Source organism: Staphylococcus sp. FSL W8-0056 (assembly GCF_037963075.1).
Lineage (GTDB): Bacteria > Bacillota > Bacilli > Staphylococcales > Staphylococcaceae > Staphylococcus > Staphylococcus aureus.
Genome location: NZ_CP150142.1, coordinates 1,240,843 through 1,258,859 on the forward strand (window position 1 = coordinate 1,240,843; position 18,017 = coordinate 1,258,859).

General features: G+C 32.5%; 20 protein-coding genes. 5 read left to right on the forward strand and 15 right to left on the reverse strand.

All coding sequences use genetic code 11. The features are described from left to right. Positions 1 to 214: 214 nt before the first annotated feature. The 5 genes from srrB to NSS86_RS06125 form a co-directional block, all read right to left on the reverse strand. A complete protein-coding gene (srrB, locus tag NSS86_RS06105; RefSeq protein WP_000987774.1) occupies positions 215 to 1,966 on the reverse strand; it encodes a two-component system sensor histidine kinase SrrB in 1,752 nt (583 codons plus the stop codon). Beyond that, positions 1,947 to 2,672 carry a two-component system response regulator SrrA gene (srrA, locus tag NSS86_RS06110; RefSeq protein WP_000064078.1) on the reverse strand — a complete coding sequence of 242 codons (726 nt, stop codon included), beginning with the start codon at positions 2,670 to 2,672 and terminating at the stop codon, positions 1,947 to 1,949. Before srrA ends, srrB begins: the two co-directional genes overlap by 20 nt. Before the next feature lie 132 nt (positions 2,673 to 2,804). Next, complete coding sequence (locus tag NSS86_RS06115; protein WP_000159577.1) at positions 2,805 to 3,542, reverse strand: pseudouridine synthase; 738 nt, start codon at positions 3,540 to 3,542, stop codon at positions 2,805 to 2,807. Beyond that, positions 3,535 to 4,077, reverse strand: a complete 543-nt coding sequence (gene scpB / locus NSS86_RS06120) for an SMC-Scp complex subunit ScpB (protein WP_000368656.1) — start codon at positions 4,075 to 4,077, stop codon at positions 3,535 to 3,537. Before scpB ends, NSS86_RS06115 begins: the two co-directional genes overlap by 8 nt. Then, positions 4,070 to 4,801 (reverse strand): segregation/condensation protein A, encoded by a 732-nt coding sequence (locus NSS86_RS06125; protein ID WP_000273371.1) that lies wholly within the window; start codon positions 4,799 to 4,801, stop codon positions 4,070 to 4,072. The genes scpB and NSS86_RS06125 overlap by 8 nt, the downstream gene beginning before the upstream one ends. A gap of 91 nt (positions 4,802 to 4,892) precedes the next feature. Between NSS86_RS06125 and NSS86_RS06130 the strand changes: the two genes are divergently transcribed. Beyond that, positions 4,893 to 5,399 (forward strand): DUF309 domain-containing protein, encoded by a 507-nt coding sequence (locus NSS86_RS06130; protein ID WP_001183429.1) that lies wholly within the window; start codon positions 4,893 to 4,895, stop codon positions 5,397 to 5,399. A 77-nt stretch (positions 5,400 to 5,476) separates the two neighbouring features. On the opposite strand, the gene xerD is transcribed toward NSS86_RS06130, so the two are convergent. The 3 genes from xerD to NSS86_RS06145 form a co-directional block, all read right to left on the reverse strand. After that, complete coding sequence (gene xerD, locus NSS86_RS06135; RefSeq protein WP_000447733.1) at positions 5,477 to 6,364, reverse strand: site-specific tyrosine recombinase XerD; 888 nt, start codon at positions 6,362 to 6,364, stop codon at positions 5,477 to 5,479. Positions 6,365 to 6,412: 48 nt separating this feature from the next. Beyond that, complete coding sequence (locus NSS86_RS06140) at positions 6,413 to 6,862, reverse strand: Fur family transcriptional regulator (protein ID WP_000392691.1); 450 nt, start codon at positions 6,860 to 6,862, stop codon at positions 6,413 to 6,415. Between the two features lie 104 nt (positions 6,863 to 6,966). Beyond that, the gene (locus tag NSS86_RS06145) at positions 6,967 to 7,509 is read right to left on the reverse strand and encodes an NUDIX hydrolase (protein ID WP_000365240.1); all 543 of its coding nucleotides are present in this window, start codon (positions 7,507 to 7,509) and stop codon (positions 6,967 to 6,969) included. Positions 7,510 to 7,590: 81 nt separating this feature from the next. Here NSS86_RS06145 and NSS86_RS06150 point away from each other — a divergent pair, with 81 nt between their 5' ends. Further along, the gene (locus NSS86_RS06150; protein ID WP_001171335.1) at positions 7,591 to 8,499 is read left to right on the forward strand and encodes an aldo/keto reductase; all 909 of its coding nucleotides are present in this window, start codon (positions 7,591 to 7,593) and stop codon (positions 8,497 to 8,499) included. A 215-nt stretch (positions 8,500 to 8,714) separates the two neighbouring features. On the opposite strand, the gene NSS86_RS06155 is transcribed toward NSS86_RS06150, so the two are convergent. Beyond that, complete coding sequence (locus tag NSS86_RS06155) at positions 8,715 to 8,963, reverse strand: hypothetical protein (RefSeq protein ID WP_000995800.1); 249 nt, start codon at positions 8,961 to 8,963, stop codon at positions 8,715 to 8,717. Positions 8,964 to 8,978: 15 nt separating this feature from the next. Next, on the reverse strand, positions 8,979 to 9,734 hold the full coding sequence (locus NSS86_RS06160) for an SDR family oxidoreductase (RefSeq protein WP_000678232.1): 756 nt from the start codon (positions 9,732 to 9,734) through the stop codon (positions 8,979 to 8,981). 141 nt (positions 9,735 to 9,875) lie between these two features. On the opposite strand from NSS86_RS06160, the gene proC reads away from it, so the two are divergent. Then, entirely contained in the window at positions 9,876 to 10,691 is an 816-nt protein-coding gene (gene proC / locus NSS86_RS06165; protein WP_000779749.1) for a pyrroline-5-carboxylate reductase, read from the forward strand. 102 nt (positions 10,692 to 10,793) lie between these two features. Here the strand turns inward: proC and rnz are convergent, their stop codons facing one another. Then, positions 10,794 to 11,714, reverse strand: coding sequence for a ribonuclease Z (gene rnz / locus NSS86_RS06170; protein WP_000454063.1), 921 nt, complete (start codon positions 11,712 to 11,714; stop codon positions 10,794 to 10,796). 312 nt (positions 11,715 to 12,026) lie between these two features. Between rnz and zwf the strand changes: the two genes are divergently transcribed. After that, positions 12,027 to 13,511 (forward strand): glucose-6-phosphate dehydrogenase, encoded by a 1,485-nt coding sequence (zwf, locus tag NSS86_RS06175; RefSeq protein ID WP_000105070.1) that lies wholly within the window; start codon positions 12,027 to 12,029, stop codon positions 13,509 to 13,511. A gap of 229 nt (positions 13,512 to 13,740) precedes the next feature. Beyond that, on the forward strand, positions 13,741 to 14,607 hold the full coding sequence (locus tag NSS86_RS06180; protein WP_000382585.1) for an AraC family transcriptional regulator: 867 nt from the start codon (positions 13,741 to 13,743) through the stop codon (positions 14,605 to 14,607). A gap of 81 nt (positions 14,608 to 14,688) precedes the next feature. Here NSS86_RS06180 and NSS86_RS06185 read toward each other — a convergent pair whose 3' ends face one another. From NSS86_RS06185 to NSS86_RS06200, 4 genes are read right to left on the reverse strand one after another with little or no spacing between them, the layout of a single operon-like run. Further along, a complete protein-coding gene (locus tag NSS86_RS06185; RefSeq protein ID WP_001041912.1) occupies positions 14,689 to 16,338 on the reverse strand; it encodes an alpha-glucosidase in 1,650 nt (549 codons plus the stop codon). Between the two features lie 15 nt (positions 16,339 to 16,353). Beyond that, on the reverse strand, positions 16,354 to 17,373 hold the full coding sequence (locus NSS86_RS06190; RefSeq protein WP_000256319.1) for a LacI family DNA-binding transcriptional regulator: 1,020 nt from the start codon (positions 17,371 to 17,373) through the stop codon (positions 16,354 to 16,356). Further along, positions 17,374 to 17,628, reverse strand: a complete 255-nt coding sequence (locus NSS86_RS06195; protein ID WP_001792107.1) for a hypothetical protein — start codon at positions 17,626 to 17,628, stop codon at positions 17,374 to 17,376. Next, positions 17,567 to 17,938: a VOC family protein gene (locus NSS86_RS06200; RefSeq protein ID WP_000413436.1), complete on the reverse strand. Its 372-nt coding sequence runs from the start codon at positions 17,936 to 17,938 to the stop codon at positions 17,567 to 17,569. The genes NSS86_RS06195 and NSS86_RS06200 overlap by 62 nt, the downstream gene beginning before the upstream one ends. Positions 17,939 to 18,017 lie beyond the last annotated feature (79 nt).

Below are 18,017 nucleotides of genomic sequence, written 5' to 3' on the forward strand. Positions count from 1 at the left end.
ATATATCTATATTTTACCCTATTTTTATAATCAAATAAATAACTTTATCAAACTTTATATTTTTATATAAATTAGTAATATATTTAATAGTTGATATTCGCAAAAACCCTAATCCTAATCCACTTACAAAACTTTCGACATCAATCAAAAAACGCATGCTATAAATTAGAGTCTCTAATCAATAACATGCGTTCTTAAATAACTATATTCAGTTTTATTCTGGTTTTGGTAGTTTAATAATAAATGTTGTGCCTTTTCCTAATTCGCTTTTAACATCAATGGAACCACCATGCTCTTCGATAATCATTTTACAAATGAACAAACCTAAACCGGTACCTTGTTTACCTCGCGTTCTCGCTGCATCAACTTTATAAAAACGATCAAATACTTGTTGTAAATGTTCTGGTGCAATGCCTGTGCCTGTATCTTTAATGTATAAAATATCTTCGCTTTCATTTTCATCACAAGTAATTGCAATTTCATCTCCAGGTTTCGTATAACGTGATGCATTATCAATTAAGTTCGTTAGTACTTGGTCCATGCGATCCATATCATAACTCCAAACACGCTTCTTACAATAATTAAAAGTCATATTTAGACCTAAATCATCAGCTTGTTGGCGATACTTAATTTTCATCTTATCTAGTAACGCTGCAATAGGCTGAACTTCTTTATTTACGGATAACCCTTCAGCATCCATGCGTGCGACATTTAACAATTCATTAACTAATCGATTTAAACGTTTCGATTCATCAAGGACAACGGCGAGCGATTCTTTTATTTCATCCGGTTCTGTAACAATACCATCTACAATTGATTCAGTATAACCTTGTAGTAATGATATAGGTGTTCGTAATTCATGTGATACATTAGCAATGAAATCTTTCTTCATTTGATCTAGATTGTGCTCATTAGTCATATCACGAACTGTCACAACAACACCACTTTTACCTCCCTGTTCAATCTTATCGATATAGCTTGTGGTCACAACAAAGAATCGTGCATTCATTTCTAAATCACGCATTTCCGTTTGTTTTGATTTAAAAGTATCTTCAATTTGTCTTAATAAGAAAGCTTTAGCATCTTCATCAATATTGTCCATAATATCATTCGCCATCTTATTAGATAAGATAATTTGTCGACTCTCATTAATACCTAGGACACCTTCTACCATAGAGTTAATTAAGCTGTCTCTAATATTTTTAGATGTGGATAATGCGTCGACATGCTCTTCGATTTCTGTACTCATCTGATTAAATGCCTGCGATAATTGACCAATTTCATCTTTCGTTGTGACAGAAGGTTTATAAGAGTAATCCCCTTCAGATACACGTGTAGCTTGGTCTCTTAAACGTCTTAAAGGTTTTGTAATTCTTGACGATAAGAAAAACGCAAAGACTGTTGTAATTGTTAAGAAAATAACAGCCGTAATTATAGTGATAATCGTAATAGCATTATTTGTATCTTCGATTGATTTCAAGTCTTTATATATAAAGACTCCACTATATTTGCTATGACTATTCTTCTGTGCTTTTGTTGGATAGCCTAACAAAATATATGTTTGAGATGAACCCTTTTCTTTAATCGTTACATTTCGAGTAACAGATTTACCTTTATCAAACACATCGTCAAAATGGTCGTTGTTGACTACTTCATTCAACATTTGCTTTTTAATATTAGAAAGTGAAGCCGTTGATTGACGATGTTTATTATTTATAATCATCAACCCACCAGGATTTTCAATTAATGTTTGACTATATTTTATTGCTTCTTCTTTATTATGTGATTGTTCGACCAGTGAACTTATACGTCTAGCATCTTCTCTTATGGCATTTTCGGTTTCTTGTGTGAAATAGTATTGCATAAAGGTAATTAAAGCAATACTTAATAAAATTAAAACTGTCGTCACTATTAAAATAATAGTTAACCACAGTTTAATTACGACACTATTTAGCCGGCTCATCATTAGATTTAACCTCAAATTTATACCCAACGCCCCAGACTGTTTGAATCATATGCGCAGCTTCGCTAGACACACGATTTAACTTTTCTCTAAGTCGTTTAACATGAGTATCAACTGTTCTTAAATCACCATAGAATTCATAATGCCAAACTTCTTTTAATAATTGTTCACGGTCAAATACTTTATTTGGTGTTTTAGCTAAATATATTAATAATTCGTACTCTTTAGGAGTCAAATTAACTTCTTGATTATCAGCAAGTACGCGATGTGCATCATTATCTATTTCTAAATGTTTAAATTCAATCACATCACGTGCGTGAGGTTCGCTTTGTTCTACAGTTGTAGATTGCGTTCTTCTTAGAAGTGCTTTAACTCTTAAGACTACTTCTCTTGGTGAAAATGGTTTGACGATATAATCATCTGCACCAGATTCAAAACCTTCAACACGGTTTGTTTCTTCACCTTTAGCAGTCAACATAATAATCGGTGTTTGTTTATGTTCACGCAATTTAGTTGCCACCTGGATACCATCCATTTCAGGCAACATTAAATCTAGTAGTATGCAAGCATAATTATTCTCCATTGCAAGTTCATAAGCCTCTTGGCCATTACTTGCTTCATGGATTTCAAAAGATTCTCTTTCTAAATACATTTTAAGTAATCTTCTGATTCTATCCTCATCATCTACGATAAGTATTTCGTTCGACATACAGGTCATACCTCCCACACATGCTTTTCTTTACAAAAGTATTATATCACAGGAAAGCGCATACAGTTATTAAAAACCTAAAATTTTGTGAAAAAATTCTCAAACTTTGTGATAAATACATATTTTATTTAATTATTTCCCATGTTCTGCTAAATGACGCATCACTTTTACTTCATGAGGCGTCAATACACGTCCTTCACCAGCATTCAAACCGACAACATTTAAAGGCCCATATTCAATACGAGACAGTTTCGTCACTTGATGACCAAAATGTTCGAACATTCTTCTGACTTGGCGATTACGACCTTCTGTAATTGTAATTTCAACCAATGTTGTGTTTTTATCTTTATCTTGTTTCTTAACTTTCACTTCAGCCGGTTGCGTCATACCATCTTCTAATTCAATACCTTTTTCTAGGGCTTTCACTTCTTCTCTCATTAAGTAACCTTTTAATTTTGCTACATATTTCTTCTTAATTTGATATCTTGGATGTGTCATTAAATTAGTAAATTCACCATCATTTGTAAGTAATAACAATCCAGAAGTATCATAGTCTAAACGACCAACAGGATAAATACGTGCTTCTATATCTTTAAAGTAATCTGTAACCACTGTACGTCCTCTATCATCAGATACACTTGTTATCACTTGAGTTGGTTTATGGAATAAAATGTAAATTTTGTCTTCTAGTTCTATTTTAATACCTTCAACTTCAATCGTATCTGATGGCTTCACTTTTGTTCCTAATTCAGTGACAGTCGTACCATTCACTTTCACTTTTCCTTCAGAAATTAAAGTTTCTGCCTTACGTCTTGAAGTATAACCGCTATTAGCTATACGTTTTTGTAATCGTTCTAATTCTTTAGTCATTATTTTCTCCTTTTTGATTGACTAGATTACTGAAAAAAGCATCCATTTCTTCATCGTCTTCTTCAGTTGTCGGCAAATCTTCTATATTGGAAATACCAAATACATTTAAAAATAAATCAGTAGTAATTAACTGTTGGCTACGCTGTTCATTAACCACTTTAGCCTCAACTAGTCCTTTGGCAATCAATGTCTTAACTGCACCATCTGAATTGATACTACGAATTAATTCAATATCACTTCTTGATAATGGCTGGTTATAAGCAATAATTGATAGTACTTCCATTGCTGCTTGTGATAATTTCATTTGTGACTTTTGTTCAATTAATTGTTCAATATACGTTGCCGCTTCTTTTTTAGTCGTTAAAACATACGTCGTTCCAAATCGTTGTATCATTAATCCATGTGATGAATAATTTTCAATTAATTCAACGAGTTGGTCTTTCGACATATCTAATATTTCTAATAGTTGTTTTTCATCTAAACCTTCATCGCCAGCTGTAAATAAAAGCGACTCTAATATACCATGATTATCCAAAATGGTAGTTCACTCCTCTAATAATGTTAATATCTTCAAAATTACGTTGTTGCTCAATATTAATTATTCCTGCTTTTGACATCTCTAAAATAGCTAAAAAGTGAGTGACTACTTGTTCAATTGGCTCAGAAAACGTAAACAGACTAAAGAAGTTAAAATGATCTTTATCTTTCAATCTCGATGTCACTTGTTCTGTAGCTTGTTGAATGGTAAATGTCTCTTTTCGGATTTCAACAGATTTAGGTGTATTTAACTCAACTCTATTTTTAACTCTTTGATAAGCTACAATTAATTCAGTTAAATCAATCGTATGATTTGGATCCCAAGATTCATCTGTTTCCAAATGAGATAAATCTGTCGGTCTTTTTGTAAAATAAAAATCTCTTTCTTCTTTCATGTCATTTAAAATAGCAGTATATTCTTTATAATTTTGATATTCTATTAAACGCCCAACTAAATCTTCCCGTGGGTCATCATCAACATCCATATCTGATGTTGATTGTGGTAATAGCATCTTACTTTTAATCATTAAGAGTTCTGACGCTAATACTAGGTATTCACTTGCAATATTAATTTCAAGCTGTTTCATTGCATGAACGTACTGCATATACTGCTCTGTTAATGCTTGCATAGGAATATCATAAATATCTATTTCAAATTTTTGGATAAGATGCAGCAATAAATCTAATGGTCCATTGAAAGCATCTAATTTAACTTCATACATAATATCTACCTCGTATTGCGTCATATGTGCATAATTCTCTAAAATATTATAGCATGAAAATAACTTACTTTTAAATTGGGGTGATAACAAAATGCAACAGGCACTGATAAATTTCTATTATCAATTTCATACTAAGCAACATTATTTCCTATGTCATGACATTTTAGAAGATGCATGGAAAGCTGAAAATAACTACAGTAAGCAAGATGCAGTTGTTAGTTTAATCTTGTTTGCAACTGCTTGTTACCATTATCGCCGCAATAATTTAAAAGGCGCCTATAAGTCTTTTAATAAATCTAAAGAAATAATACAAAATGCTAAAGATAGAGATGCGTTATACCTTAATTTAAATGATTATCAATTGTTAATTGAGCAACAGATTGCAAAATTGAATGCAGCAAAGCCTTTTTCATCTGTTATATTACCAATAACTCCAGTCTTTGAACGCATCATCAAGGCCAACTATCCAGACTATGATTATAATCAGGAAACAGCAACAGATCCTTTTATTGTAGACCATCACATGCGGCGTGATCGTTCAGAAGTGATTGCAGCAAAAGAAGAAGCGATTCAATTAAGAAAACATAGACGTAATTAATCAACCAATTTAAAAAAGCCACAATAGCACAGACATTTTTAGTCATGTGTATTGTGACTTTTAAGTTATGGTTCACTTTATGCTCTAGGATGAAATTGGTTATACATTTTTCTAATTTGAGATTTCGAAACATGTGTATAGAGTTGGGTAGTAGATATGTCAGAGTGACCTAACATCTCTTGCACTGCTCTTAAATCTGCGCCATTTTCCAATAAATGTGTCGCAAAAGAGTGGCGTAACGTATGTGGCGTTAACGTCTTTTTAATGTTTGCCTTTACGCCATTTTGTTTAATCATTTTCCATATTGCTTGTCGTGATAAAGGTTTACCATGCATATTTAAAAATAAGACTTCAGTAACAGTCTTTTTTAAAAGTTGCGGTCTAATCGTTTCAATATAAGTAGTTAAGTACTCAATGACTGCGTCGCCTAATGGTACAATTCTTTCTTTATCGCCTTTACCAAATACGCGTACAAATCCCATTATTAAGTTCACGTTTTCTAACTCTAAATGTATCAATTCAGATACACGCATTCCCGTTGCGTACAGAAGTTCTAACATCGTACGATCACGATATCCATTAATTTTATTTAAATCTGGCGTTTCTAATAAAGCCAATACTTCGTCAACATTTAAAACGTCAGGCAATTTTTTGTCATATTTTGGTGAATCTAATAATACCGTTGGATCTTTCGCCGCATATTTTTCTCTTATAGCAAATTGATGAAAACTACGGATTGTTGAAATAAATCGCGCAATAGATTTAGCAGATTGCCCTTGGTCTATTAAATGCCCCAAACACTCTTGAATTAATTGTCGATCTATAAAATCAATATGCGAGATATGATGTTCAGTCATATAATCTTGATACTTTTTCAAATCACGTCTATAAGCACCAATTGTGTTAGAACTTAGTCCTTTTTCAATTTGTATAAAACGCAAATATTCTTCAATAATTGTTTCCATAACCACACCTCTAAAAAAAGCGAAGGTTAATTTAACCTACGCAATTTACTATCCTTTACCTTTAGCTTGGCATGTTTCACACACACCATGGAAAGTTAAACGATGATCTAAAATTTTAAAATTGAACTCATTTTCAACTCGATTTTCAACTTCTGGTAACAAATCTTCATCGATTTCATCTACACGACCACATTCCATACATACTAAATGATGGTGGAAATGTTTTGCGCCTTCTTTTCTTAAATCAAAACGAGCGACGCCATCACCAAAGTTAATTTTGTCGACAACTTTTAGTTCAGCTAACAACTCTAACGTTCTGTATACTGTCGCCAAGCCAATTTCAGGCGCTTTGTCTTTTACTTTCAGATATACGTCTTCAGCACTTAGATGATCTTTTTCATTTTCAATTAGAACTCTAACAGTAGCTTCGCGTTGTGGCGTTAGCTTATATGATGATTGTTGTAATTGTTGCTTAACGCGATTTAATCGTTCTTCCAACGATGTCCACTCCCCTACTAATAATTAAAATCATTACAAATTATTTCAAACTTCACAATTAAAACTAACAGTTTTCTCAATAAAATGCAAGCTTTTCTCATTTGTTATTTAGAATGATTATAATTTAATAATAGGTGTTGCAATGCAATGATAGTCTTCGCATCTTCTATTTCTTTATTCATTAGCATCGATTTAACATTCTCAATCGGAACTTTAATGACTTCGACAAATTCATCTTCATCTAAGTGAACTGTACCTTCTTCTAAATTATCAGTAAAATAAATTGATAATTGTTCATCGCAAAAACCTGGTGAACCATACATATCTACAACATGTGTTAACTCTTTGGCAATATATCCTGTTTCTTCTTCTAATTCACGCTTAGCCGCTTCGACTCTATTTTCATCATCTTCTAATTTACCAGCTGGAATTTCTAGCAATGGTTTTTCTACTGGTTTACGATACTGTTTCACTAATACGACTTCTTTTTTAGGTGTCAATGCACAAACAGCAACTGCACCATTATGATAAACTAATTCTCTTGTTGACGTTTCACCGTTTGGTAATGTCACTGTATGAATTTCTACATCTACAATTTTGCCATTATAAATAACTGTTCGATCAATTGTTTTTTCATTTAAATCCATTATAATCACGTTCCTTTAAATTCATATTATATATTGATACACTATGCTTGTTAGCTAAAGTGTATCGAAAGGAGAACAGACATGCAAAAAAATATATTAAAAAGTGGTATTGCATTATCTGAATTAGGTCTAGGTTGCATGAGTTTAGGTACAGATTTAAAAAAAGCCGAACAAATTATAGATTGTGCTGTTGAAAATGGTATCACTTATTTTGATACAGCAGACATGTACGATAAAGGTATAAATGAATCAGTTGTTGGTAAGGCACTTCTTAAATATCAACAACGCGATGATATTTTCATTGGTACAAAAGTAGGCAATCGTTTAACAAAAGATGGCAGTACAACATGGGATCCGAGTAAATCCTATATTAAAGAGGCAGTTAAAGGTTCACTAAAGCGTTTAGGTATCGATCATATCGATTTATATCAACTTCATGGCGGAACCATTGATGACCCATTAGACGAAACAATAAGCGCATTTGATGAATTGAAACAAGAAGGAATTATACGTGCTTACGGTATTTCTTCTATTCGCCCAAATGTAATTGATTATTATTTAAAACATAGTCAAATCGAAACGATAATGTCTCAATTCAATTTGATTGATAATCGTCCAGAATCATTATTAGATGCAATTCACAACAATGATGTTAAAGTATTGGCAAGAGGACCTGTGTCTAAAGGATTATTAACTTCAAACAGTGTTAATGTGCTCGACAATAAATTTAAAGATGGTATTTTTGATTATTCTCATGATGAATTGGGTGAAACAATAGCCTCTATTAAAGAAATTGAAAGTAATTTATCTGCATTGACATTTAGTTATTTAACATCACATGACGTGCTTGGTTCCATCATTGTAGGTGCAAGTAGCGTCGACCAATTAAAAGAAAATATTGAAAACTATCATACTAAAGTTGGTTTAGATCAGATTAAAACAGCAAGAGCTCGTGTAAAGGATTTGGAATATACCAATCATTTAGTGTAGAAGTCATTTTCAGTAATAAAAACAGCAGCATGAGGCGTTTCATTATAAAAATGCCTTACTGCTGTTGTTTATGTACAATTCGCTATAATTTATGATTATGATTACTCACTTATGATAGAAATTAAAGCGTTGTCCTCACGCATCAGTATTTAGTAATTTCGCCTTGCGGCATTGCCTTAAGCAAACTTCTGCCACTTCATCTCTTAATAATTTTATTAAAACATCTTTCTATATTTCACTTCGCATGTTGATTCATCATTATTAGTTATTATTTGTACACCCAGCACATTTCCTTGCAACACAAGTAGTTTGAATTTTTCACAAGTATAATATAATGTACCGTCTGAAATTTGGTCTACAGAAATATCGCCTAAAATATCCAGCACTGTAAATTCTTCAAATACTGATAGTTGTTCCGCATATCGTACACAAAGTCTTACCACACTCTCCGATTGACAGTTCATTGCCATCCCACCTATTTATGCTTTATTTTTAAATAATTTAGGGAAACATCGTTCAAAAAATCTAGGCGCAATTTGATACATTTTCAACGCATGATGCATCCATTTAGGCCGATTAATTTCCAATTGTTTTGTTTTAATGCCATAAATGATATCTTCTGCAAGCTGATTAGCATCAAGCATAATTTCCCCCATCTTTTTAGCATACTTCATTGATGGGTCGGCTTTTTGATGAAAAGGTGTATCAATCGGGCCAACATTAACTGTCATGATATGTAAGTTTGGTGACTCTAGTCTTAAAGCATTCATTAATGCATAAAACCCTGCTTTCGATGCCCCATAATGTGCAGCATTTGCTTGTGTGGAAAATGCAGCTTGACTTGAAATACCTACAATATGTGCGTTAGATGTTAAATATGGTCTCAACACAGTATATAAAACATTAAAACTAATTAAATTAAGCTGATACGTTTCAATCATTTCTGAAAAACTATGGTCTGAAATAGATTTGAAATAACCTAAACCTGCACTATAAATGAATCCATCGAATGATGTATTGTCTTCAAATTGCAGTGCCTGTATCGACTTCAAATCATTTAAGTCACAAGGAATAACATTTATAGTTTTCCCCAATTCTTGTTCAAAGATTCTAGTTGCTTTATCAACATCACGCACCAACAACGTTACATGCACTTTATTTTCTAGTAACTTTCGGACAATCGATAAACCTAAACCACTCGTACCACCAGTCACTATAAAATGTTGTCCTTTCATCAATTAACCTTCCTTTTCAATTATATAGAATGCAATTTATCGTCTCTGTATAATTGAGACAAGTTGATTATCTTTCCTAATATATATACAATAATAAGAAAATATAACATACAAATCAAAAACTAAAGGGATGTGACGTTAATGAAACTCGTATTTTATGGAGCTGGTAATATGGCACAAGCTATATTTACAGGAATTATTAACTCAAGCAACTTAGATGCCAATGATATATATTTAACAAATAAATCTAATGAACAAGCTTTAAAAGCATTCGCTGAAAAACTAGGTGTTAACTATAGTTATGATGATGCGACATTATTAAAAGATGCAGATTATGTTTTTTTAGGTACCAAACCGCATGACTTTGATGCTCTAGCAACACGCATCAAACCACATATCACAAAAGACAATTGCTTCATTTCAATTATGGCAGGTATTCCGATTGATTATATTAAACAACAATTAGAATGCCAAAATCCAGTTGCTAGAATTATGCCAAACACAAATGCGCAAGTTGGACACTCAGTTACTGGCATTAGTTTTTCAAACAACTTTGACCCTAAATCTAAAGATGAAATTAACGATTTAGTTAAAGCATTTGGTTCTGTAATTGAAGTATCAGAGGATCATTTACATCAAGTAACAGCTATCACCGGAAGCGGCCCAGCATTTTTATATCATGTATTCGAGCAATACGTTAAAGCTGGTACGAAACTTGGTCTAGAAAAAGAACAAGTTGAAGAATCTATACGCAACCTTATTATAGGTACAAGTAAGATGATTGAACGTTCAGATTTGAGCATGGCTCAATTAAGAAAAAATATTACCTCTAAAGGTGGTACGACACAAGCTGGCCTTGATACATTGTCACAATATGATTTAGTATCTATTTTCGAAGATTGTCTAAATGCTGCCGTCGACCGTAGTATTGAACTTTCTAATGTAGAAGACCAATAAAAACAAACCCGCCAACACATGTATGCATCATCACATACATAGTTGGACGGGTTATTTTTATAAATTATTACTATTTGGCAAGCATTGTTTATTACTTTGTCATTAGACTTTAAAACTATCAAAATCTTTTACAAAATTAAAATTAGGTGTATCTTCATTTTGTATCAATATTTGATAAATTTCATTTATATCTTCTGTATTATAGCGATTGCTCAAATGTGTAATCAACGTACGTTTAACATTGGCTTCTTTTATCAATGCAAATACGTCTTCAATATGGCTATGATGATAATTGTTGGCTAAATGCTTTTCACCATCTATATAGGTCGCTTCATGTACCATCACATCAGCATCTCTAGAAATCACACGTTCATTAGAACATGGTTTTGTATCACCAAAAATTGCTACAACTGGACCCTGTTTGGACTCACCTCTAAAATCTTTTGATTGATAAACTTGACCATTATGTTCAAATGTATCATGAGATTTTACTTCTTGATATTTAGGACCTGGTTCAAGACCAATGTTTTTTAACGCTTCAACATTGATTGTACCTGTAGTTTCAGGTGCCATTACTCTATATCCATATGATGGAATACCATGATTAAGTAAATGCGCCTCTACAGTAAAACCATCATGATGATATGTCAGATGATCATCGATTTCAATATATGTAATTGGATAGTTTAAATGTGACTCTGATAAATTCATAGACATTTCCACATATGCTTTAATTCCTTTTGGTCCAACCAATGTAAGCGGCTTCTGTTCACCGCCCTGAAAAGAACGACTAGAAAGTAATCCTGGCAAACCAAAAATATGATCGCCATGCATATGAGTAATAAATATATGTGTCACTTTTCCTAATTTGATTGCATGATGTAAAATTTGGTGCTGTGTACCTTCACCAACGTCGAAAAGCCATATGGAATTGGAATATGGTTCTAAATTTAAGGCGATTGCTTGTGTATTTCTCTCTTTTGTAGGCAAACCTGCACTCGTTCCAAAAAATGTAACTTCCATATATGCCCCTCCTTTTCTTCAATTCATTTTATCATAAAATTTGTATCAATTTAGTTTTAATTTATACTTGAATCAAAATCTGTTAAAAATTCGTCTTTGCTAGTTAATTTTTCTAACTTTAACGTAGACATAACTATATAAATTTTGACAATTACGTTATACTTATCATTAATAAGTATCACATTAAACATGATACATGAATCGATATTTCATTTAAGACACTGCATACTGTCGAGCATATTGAATGACCTGCTGAATGGATTATCTTATAATAATAAATCATATATCTAATTAAGAATTGAGGTTTTAATCTTGAGTACTAAAAACAAACACATCCCTTGTTTAATCACAATCTTTGGTGCAACTGGTGACTTAAGCCATCGTAAGTTGTTTCCATCAATATTCCATCTCTACCAACAAGACAATTTAGATGAACATATTGCCATCATCGGTATTGGACGTCGTGACATTACTAATGATGATTTCCGTAATCAAGTAAAATCATCAATTCAAAAGCACGTAAAAGATACAAACAAAATTGACGCGTTTATGGAACATGTCTTCTATCATAGACATGATGTTAGTAATGAAGAAAGCTATCAAGAATTACTAGATTTTAGTAATGAATTAGATAGCCAATTTGAATTAAAAGGTAATCGACTATTCTATTTAGCAATGGCACCACAATTCTTTGGCGTTATTTCTGATTATCTAAAATCTTCTGGTCTTACTGATACAAAAGGATTTAAACGCCTTGTTATCGAAAAACCATTCGGTAGTGATTTAAAATCAGCCGAAGCATTAAACAATCAAATTCGTAAATCATTTAAAGAAGAAGAAATTTATCGTATTGACCACTATTTAGGAAAAGACATGGTTCAAAATATCGAGGTATTACGTTTTGCGAATGCGATGTTTGAACCATTATGGAATAACAAATATATTTCAAACATCCAAGTTACATCTTCTGAAATACTAGGTGTTGAAGATCGTGGTGGTTATTATGAATCAAGTGGCGCGCTAAAAGATATGGTGCAAAACCACATGTTACAAATGGTTGCATTATTAGCTATGGAAGCACCTATTAGTTTAAACAGTGAAGATATCCGTGCTGAGAAAGTAAAAGTACTTAAATCACTGCGTCATTTCCAATCTGAAGATGTTAAAAAGAACTTTGTTCGTGGTCAATATGGCGAAGGCTATATCGATGGTAAACAAGTTAAAGCATACCGTGATGAAGATCGCGTTGCAGATGACTCTAACACACCTACCTTTGTTTCAGGTAAATTAACAATTGATAACTTTAGATGGGCTGGTGTACCATTCTATATTCGTACTGGTAAACGTATGAAATCTAAAACAATTCAAGTTGTCGTTGAATTTAAAGAAGTACCAATGAACTTATACTATGAAACTGATAAACTATTAGATTCAAACCTATTAGTAATCAATATCCAACCTAATGAAGGTGTATCTTTACATCTAAATGCTAAGAAAAATACACAAGGTATCGAAACTGAACCTGTTCAATTGTCTTATTCAATGAGCGCTCAAGATAAAATGAATACTGTAGATGCATATGAAAATCTATTATTCGATTGTCTTAAAGGTGATGCCACTAACTTCACGCACTGGGAAGAATTAAAATCAACATGGAAATTTGTTGATGCAATTCAAGATGAATGGAATATGGTTGATCCAGAATTCCCTAACTATGAATCAGGTACTAATGGTCCATTAGAAAGTGATTTACTACTTGCTCGTGATGGTAACCATTGGTGGGACGATATTCAATAATTGAATTAAAACGCACATGTTAAACAAAAATAAATGAGCGAATGACAAGGATTGATTACGAATCAAGTAAATCAATTGTTCTATCATTCGCTTTTTTTCTAGACTATATTATGAAATTATATTTTACAATGCCCAAAACTATTTTAATAATCATTGAACAAATGGGTGTATAATTTATAGAAATAATGTAGAATAAAAATAAATGATTGAATTAATTGGAGTGAAAGTTTTGGACGTTATCAAGCAAATACAACAGGCAATTGTTTATATTGAAGATCGTTTATTAGAGCCTTTCAATTTGCAAGAATTAAGTGATTACGTTGGTCTTTCGCCATACCATCTTGATCAATCATTTAAAATGATTGTCGGCTTATCTCCAGAAGCTTATGCACGCGCGCGTAAAATGACACTCGCTGCAAATGATGTGATTAATGGTGCTACACGACTTGTAGATATCGCTAAAAAATATCACTATGCAAATTCAAATGATTTTGCAAATGATTTTAGTGATTTTCACGGCGTATCACCTATTCAAGCTTCTACTAAAAAAGATGAATTACAAATTCAAGAGCGATTATATATCAAATTATCAACTACTGAGAGAGCACCCTATCCATACAGATTAGAAGAGACAGATGATATTTCATTGGTTGGATATGCACGATTTATAGACACTAAGTATTTGTCACATCCTTTTAATGTTCCGGATTTTTTAGAAGACTTGCTCATTGATGGTAAAATTAAAGAGTTACGACGATATAATGACGTTAGTCCATTTGAACTATTTGTTATTAGTTGTCCTCTTGAAAATGGTTTAGAAATATTTGTAGGTGTACCAAGTGAACGTTATCCTGCACACTTAGAAAGCCGATTTTTACCTGGCAAACATTGTGCGAAATTCAATTTACAAGGTGAAATTGATTATGCAACTAATGAAGCTTGGTACTATATTGAATCAAGTTTGCAGTTAACATTGCCATATGAACGAAATGATTTATATGTTGAAGTGTACCCTCTCGATATTTCATTTAATGACCCATTCACTAAAATTCAGCTTTGGATTCCTGTTAAACAGAGTCCTTATGACGAAGATTAAAAATTAAAAACAAAGAAGCCCCCTAATATATCTATAGGTCTACAAATGGCCTTAGATTCTATTAGGGGGCATATTAATATGTTAATTTAGTTCGATAACACATGCTTCATATGGACGTAACTGTTTTAAATTAACTTTGGCATCATAATTAAATAGCTTTACTTCTCCATGGCTTAAATCAAATGGTACAGTTAATTCTGCTTCGTGGTTAGTAAGATTACCTACAATAAGAACTTGCTTTTCATTTAATGTTCTCGTGTACGCAAAAACTTGTGAATTTTCAGCATCTACTAAATCAAATTGACCATATACGTATACATCATTAGACTTTCTTAATTGAATTAAATCTTTATAAAATTGTAATACTGAATGCTCATCTTCTAATTGTTGTGCAACATTGATAGTTTTATAATTCAGATTCACTGGGAACCACGGTTCACCATTTGTAAATCCTCCATTTAACGTATCATCCCATTGCATTGGTGTGCGAGAATTATCTCGGTTCTCATCTTTATATTTCGCAAGTAAAGCGTCTACATCTCCACCTTGAGCTTTCACTATTTGATAGTCATTTTTTACAGCAACATCGTTAAACGTTTCAATACTTTCAAATGGATAATTCGTCATACCAATTTCTTGACCTTGATAAATGAATGGCGTACCTTGTTGCAAGAAATAAACAGCTGCATGACTTGTTGCTGATTCATACCAATACTTGTCATCGTCACCCCACGTCGATACACGTCGTGGTTGGTCGTGATTTTCAATAAACAACGCATTCCAACCTTTATTTTCAAGTTGTTTTTGCCATCTATTTAATACAGATTTATACGAATTTACATCAAAGTGAGAATCACCACTATTCCACAGTCCCAAATGTTCAAATTGGAATATCATATTAAATTTACCATTTTCTTCCCCGACCCAGTCATCAGCATCATCAGGGCTTACACCATTCGCTTCACCGACAGTCATAATGTCATACTTACTTAATGAGCGATCTTTCATCTCTTGTAACCAAGTTTGTATACCTGGCTGATTCATATCTACATCAAATGCTGGGGCATATGTTTTACCCTCAGGTACAGGTAAGTCACCCGCTTCAAACGTCTTCTTAATATGCGTAATTGCATCTACTCTAAATCCATCAATGCCTTTATCAAACCACCAGTTCATCATTTCAAATACAGCATCTCTAACTTCTGGATTACCCCAATTCAAATCAGGTTGTTTTTTACTGAATAAATGGAAATAATATTGCTCAGTATTAGCATCATATTCCCATGTAGATCCATTAAAGATACTTTCCCAGTTGTTAGGTTCAGAGCCATCTGGCTTTGGATCTTGCCAAATATACCAATCACGTTTGGGATTGTCTTTACTAGATTTAGATTCTATAAACCAAGGATGTTCATCAGATGTATGATTTACAACTAAATCTAAAATAAGCTTCATGCCTCTATCATGAATACCTTTTAATAAACAATCAAAGTCTTCCATCGTTCCAAATTCATCCATAATTTCTTGATAGTCACTAATATCATAACCATTGTCATCATTAGGTGATTTAAACATTGGACTGAGCCAAATGACATCGATACCTAAATCTTTTAAGTAGTCCAATTTATCAATCATTCCAGGTAAATCCCCAATACCATCGTGATTACTATCATTAAAACTTCTTGGATATACTTGATATGCTACTGCTTCTTTCCACCATTGCTTATTCATTTTAAAACTCCTTTGCTATCGCTGTGTTGATTTTCTTATTTTTAATTCTGTATCTATAATGACGAGTTCAATAACATCCTGTGCTTTGTTTTTCAATATATTTAAAATTGCTGAACCAGCCTGTTGACCTAACATTCGAGGCTTGATGTCAATACAGGTTTGAGGTGGTGACGCAATTTCGGTTAAATAAGAATCATTGAACGTTGCTGTCATTACATCTTTCGGAATTTCAATATTAAGTTCATATAGGACACTTAAAATCGCTAAATGTAACATAGCATCTAACGAAATGATTGCCTGTTTAATATTTGGGTCCTTCAAACGCGTATGTAGATTTTGCATGTAATTTAAAATAACTTCTCTTTCATTACTAGTCTCAATAATTTGATAATCCAGATTAAATTGTGATGCAACCGTTTCAAATCCTTGAATTCTATCTTTTGAAACTTCAAAATTTCCTTTTTCTGTAATAAATATTAATTCATCTACACCTTGTTCAATAACATGTCGTGTCAAATTTTCAGAAGCTAATATATTATCATTATCTATGTGTGTAAATTGATGATCTATATCCGATGTAGGCTTACCAATCACAATAAATGGCATGCTTTCATCAATTAACATTTGTTTAATTGGATCATTTTCTTTTGAATAAAGCAGTATAAACGCATCAACCATTCGTTGTTTAATCATTTTATAAACTTCATCCATTAAATCATTCATATTATTTGAGACTGTCGTTTGTGTACCATAGCCATGCTGGTTACACGTTTCAGAAATTCCTAGCAATACATTGATGTAGAATGGATTCAGTCGAATAGGCTCCTCAGACCCTTTTAACACTAAACCAATTTTATATGTTTGGTTTGTAATTAAAGTTCTAGCAGCGGTATTAGGAAAATAATTCAATTCTTCCATAACTTTCTTCACTTTTGAAATTGTCGCTTCGCTAATACGTTTATTTCCTTTTATAACTCTTGAAACTGTCGAAGGAGAAACACCGGCTTTTAGTGCAACATCTTTAATCGTAACCATTTAATCACCTCCTGTTAATTTCTGCATTGGAAAACGCTTCCAACCTCTATATAATAACAGTTTAGTTACTCTTTCTAAAAAAGTCAAAAGATTTGTGCAAACGATTGCATAAAACGATAAAAATAAAACCTTCATACTGAAATTCAATCCGAAAATCAATATAAAGGTTTGTATAAATATTAAAATCGATTGTTTAGTCACTAACTGCAAAATAATTACCTTGTCCATCTTGGAAATTAAATACACGTTGACCATCCATTTCTACTATATCATGCCCAGTTAAACCTAAATCATTTAATTTTGAGTATAATGCATCAAAGTTTTTCTCTTTAAACATTAAAGATGGTGTTCCTAGGTTCACCTCTGGACTATGCTTTTCAATAAATTCTTTTGCCATAATCGTCAATGACGTTTCAGCATCTTTGGTAGGTGATACTTCAACTGCAACATAGTCCTCAGCTAACGGTGTTTCACTTACAACAACAAATTCTAAAGTTTCTGTCCAAAATGCTTTCGCTTTTTCAACATCATCAACATATAACATAACTTGATTTAACTTTTCCATAAAATAGTACCTCTATTTCTCTATAGTACATGCTATCATAACACAGTAAATATTTTATTACTTCACAAAATGCTTAAAA

What these genes read in the sequence shown, in the direction of transcription:
- srrB (WP_000987774.1), bottom strand. Translation starts at nt 1,966, where the DNA reads ATGATGAGCCGGCTAAATAGTGTCGTAATTAAACTGTGGTTAACTATT.
- srrA (WP_000064078.1), bottom strand. Translation starts at nt 2,672, where the DNA reads ATGTCGAACGAAATACTTATCGTAGATGATGAGGATAGAATCAGAAGA.
- NSS86_RS06115 (WP_000159577.1), bottom strand. Translation starts at nt 3,542, where the DNA reads ATGACTAAAGAATTAGAACGATTACAAAAACGTATAGCTAATAGCGGT.
- NSS86_RS06125 (WP_000273371.1), bottom strand. Translation starts at nt 4,801, where the DNA reads ATGTATGAAGTTAAATTAGATGCTTTCAATGGACCATTAGATTTATTG.
- NSS86_RS06130 (WP_001183429.1), top strand. Translation starts at nt 4,893, where the DNA reads ATGCAACAGGCACTGATAAATTTCTATTATCAATTTCATACTAAGCAA.
- xerD (WP_000447733.1), bottom strand. Translation starts at nt 6,364, where the DNA reads ATGGAAACAATTATTGAAGAATATTTGCGTTTTATACAAATTGAAAAA.
- NSS86_RS06145 (WP_000365240.1), bottom strand. Translation starts at nt 7,509, where the DNA reads ATGGATTTAAATGAAAAAACAATTGATCGAACAGTTATTTATAATGGC.
- NSS86_RS06150 (WP_001171335.1), top strand. Translation starts at nt 7,591, where the DNA reads ATGCAAAAAAATATATTAAAAAGTGGTATTGCATTATCTGAATTAGGT.
- NSS86_RS06155 (WP_000995800.1), bottom strand. Translation starts at nt 8,963, where the DNA reads ATGAACTGTCAATCGGAGAGTGTGGTAAGACTTTGTGTACGATATGCG.
- NSS86_RS06160 (WP_000678232.1), bottom strand. Translation starts at nt 9,734, where the DNA reads ATGAAAGGACAACATTTTATAGTGACTGGTGGTACGAGTGGTTTAGGT.
- proC (WP_000779749.1), top strand. Translation starts at nt 9,876, where the DNA reads ATGAAACTCGTATTTTATGGAGCTGGTAATATGGCACAAGCTATATTT.
- rnz (WP_000454063.1), bottom strand. Translation starts at nt 11,714, where the DNA reads ATGGAAGTTACATTTTTTGGAACGAGTGCAGGTTTGCCTACAAAAGAG.
- NSS86_RS06185 (WP_001041912.1), bottom strand. Translation starts at nt 16,338, where the DNA reads ATGAATAAGCAATGGTGGAAAGAAGCAGTAGCATATCAAGTATATCCA.
- NSS86_RS06190 (WP_000256319.1), bottom strand. Translation starts at nt 17,373, where the DNA reads ATGGTTACGATTAAAGATGTTGCACTAAAAGCCGGTGTTTCTCCTTCG.
- NSS86_RS06195 (WP_001792107.1), bottom strand. Translation starts at nt 17,628, where the DNA reads ATGGTCAACGTGTATTTAATTTCCAAGATGGACAAGGTAATTATTTTG.
- NSS86_RS06200 (WP_000413436.1), bottom strand. Translation starts at nt 17,938, where the DNA reads ATGGAAAAGTTAAATCAAGTTATGTTATATGTTGATGATGTTGAAAAA.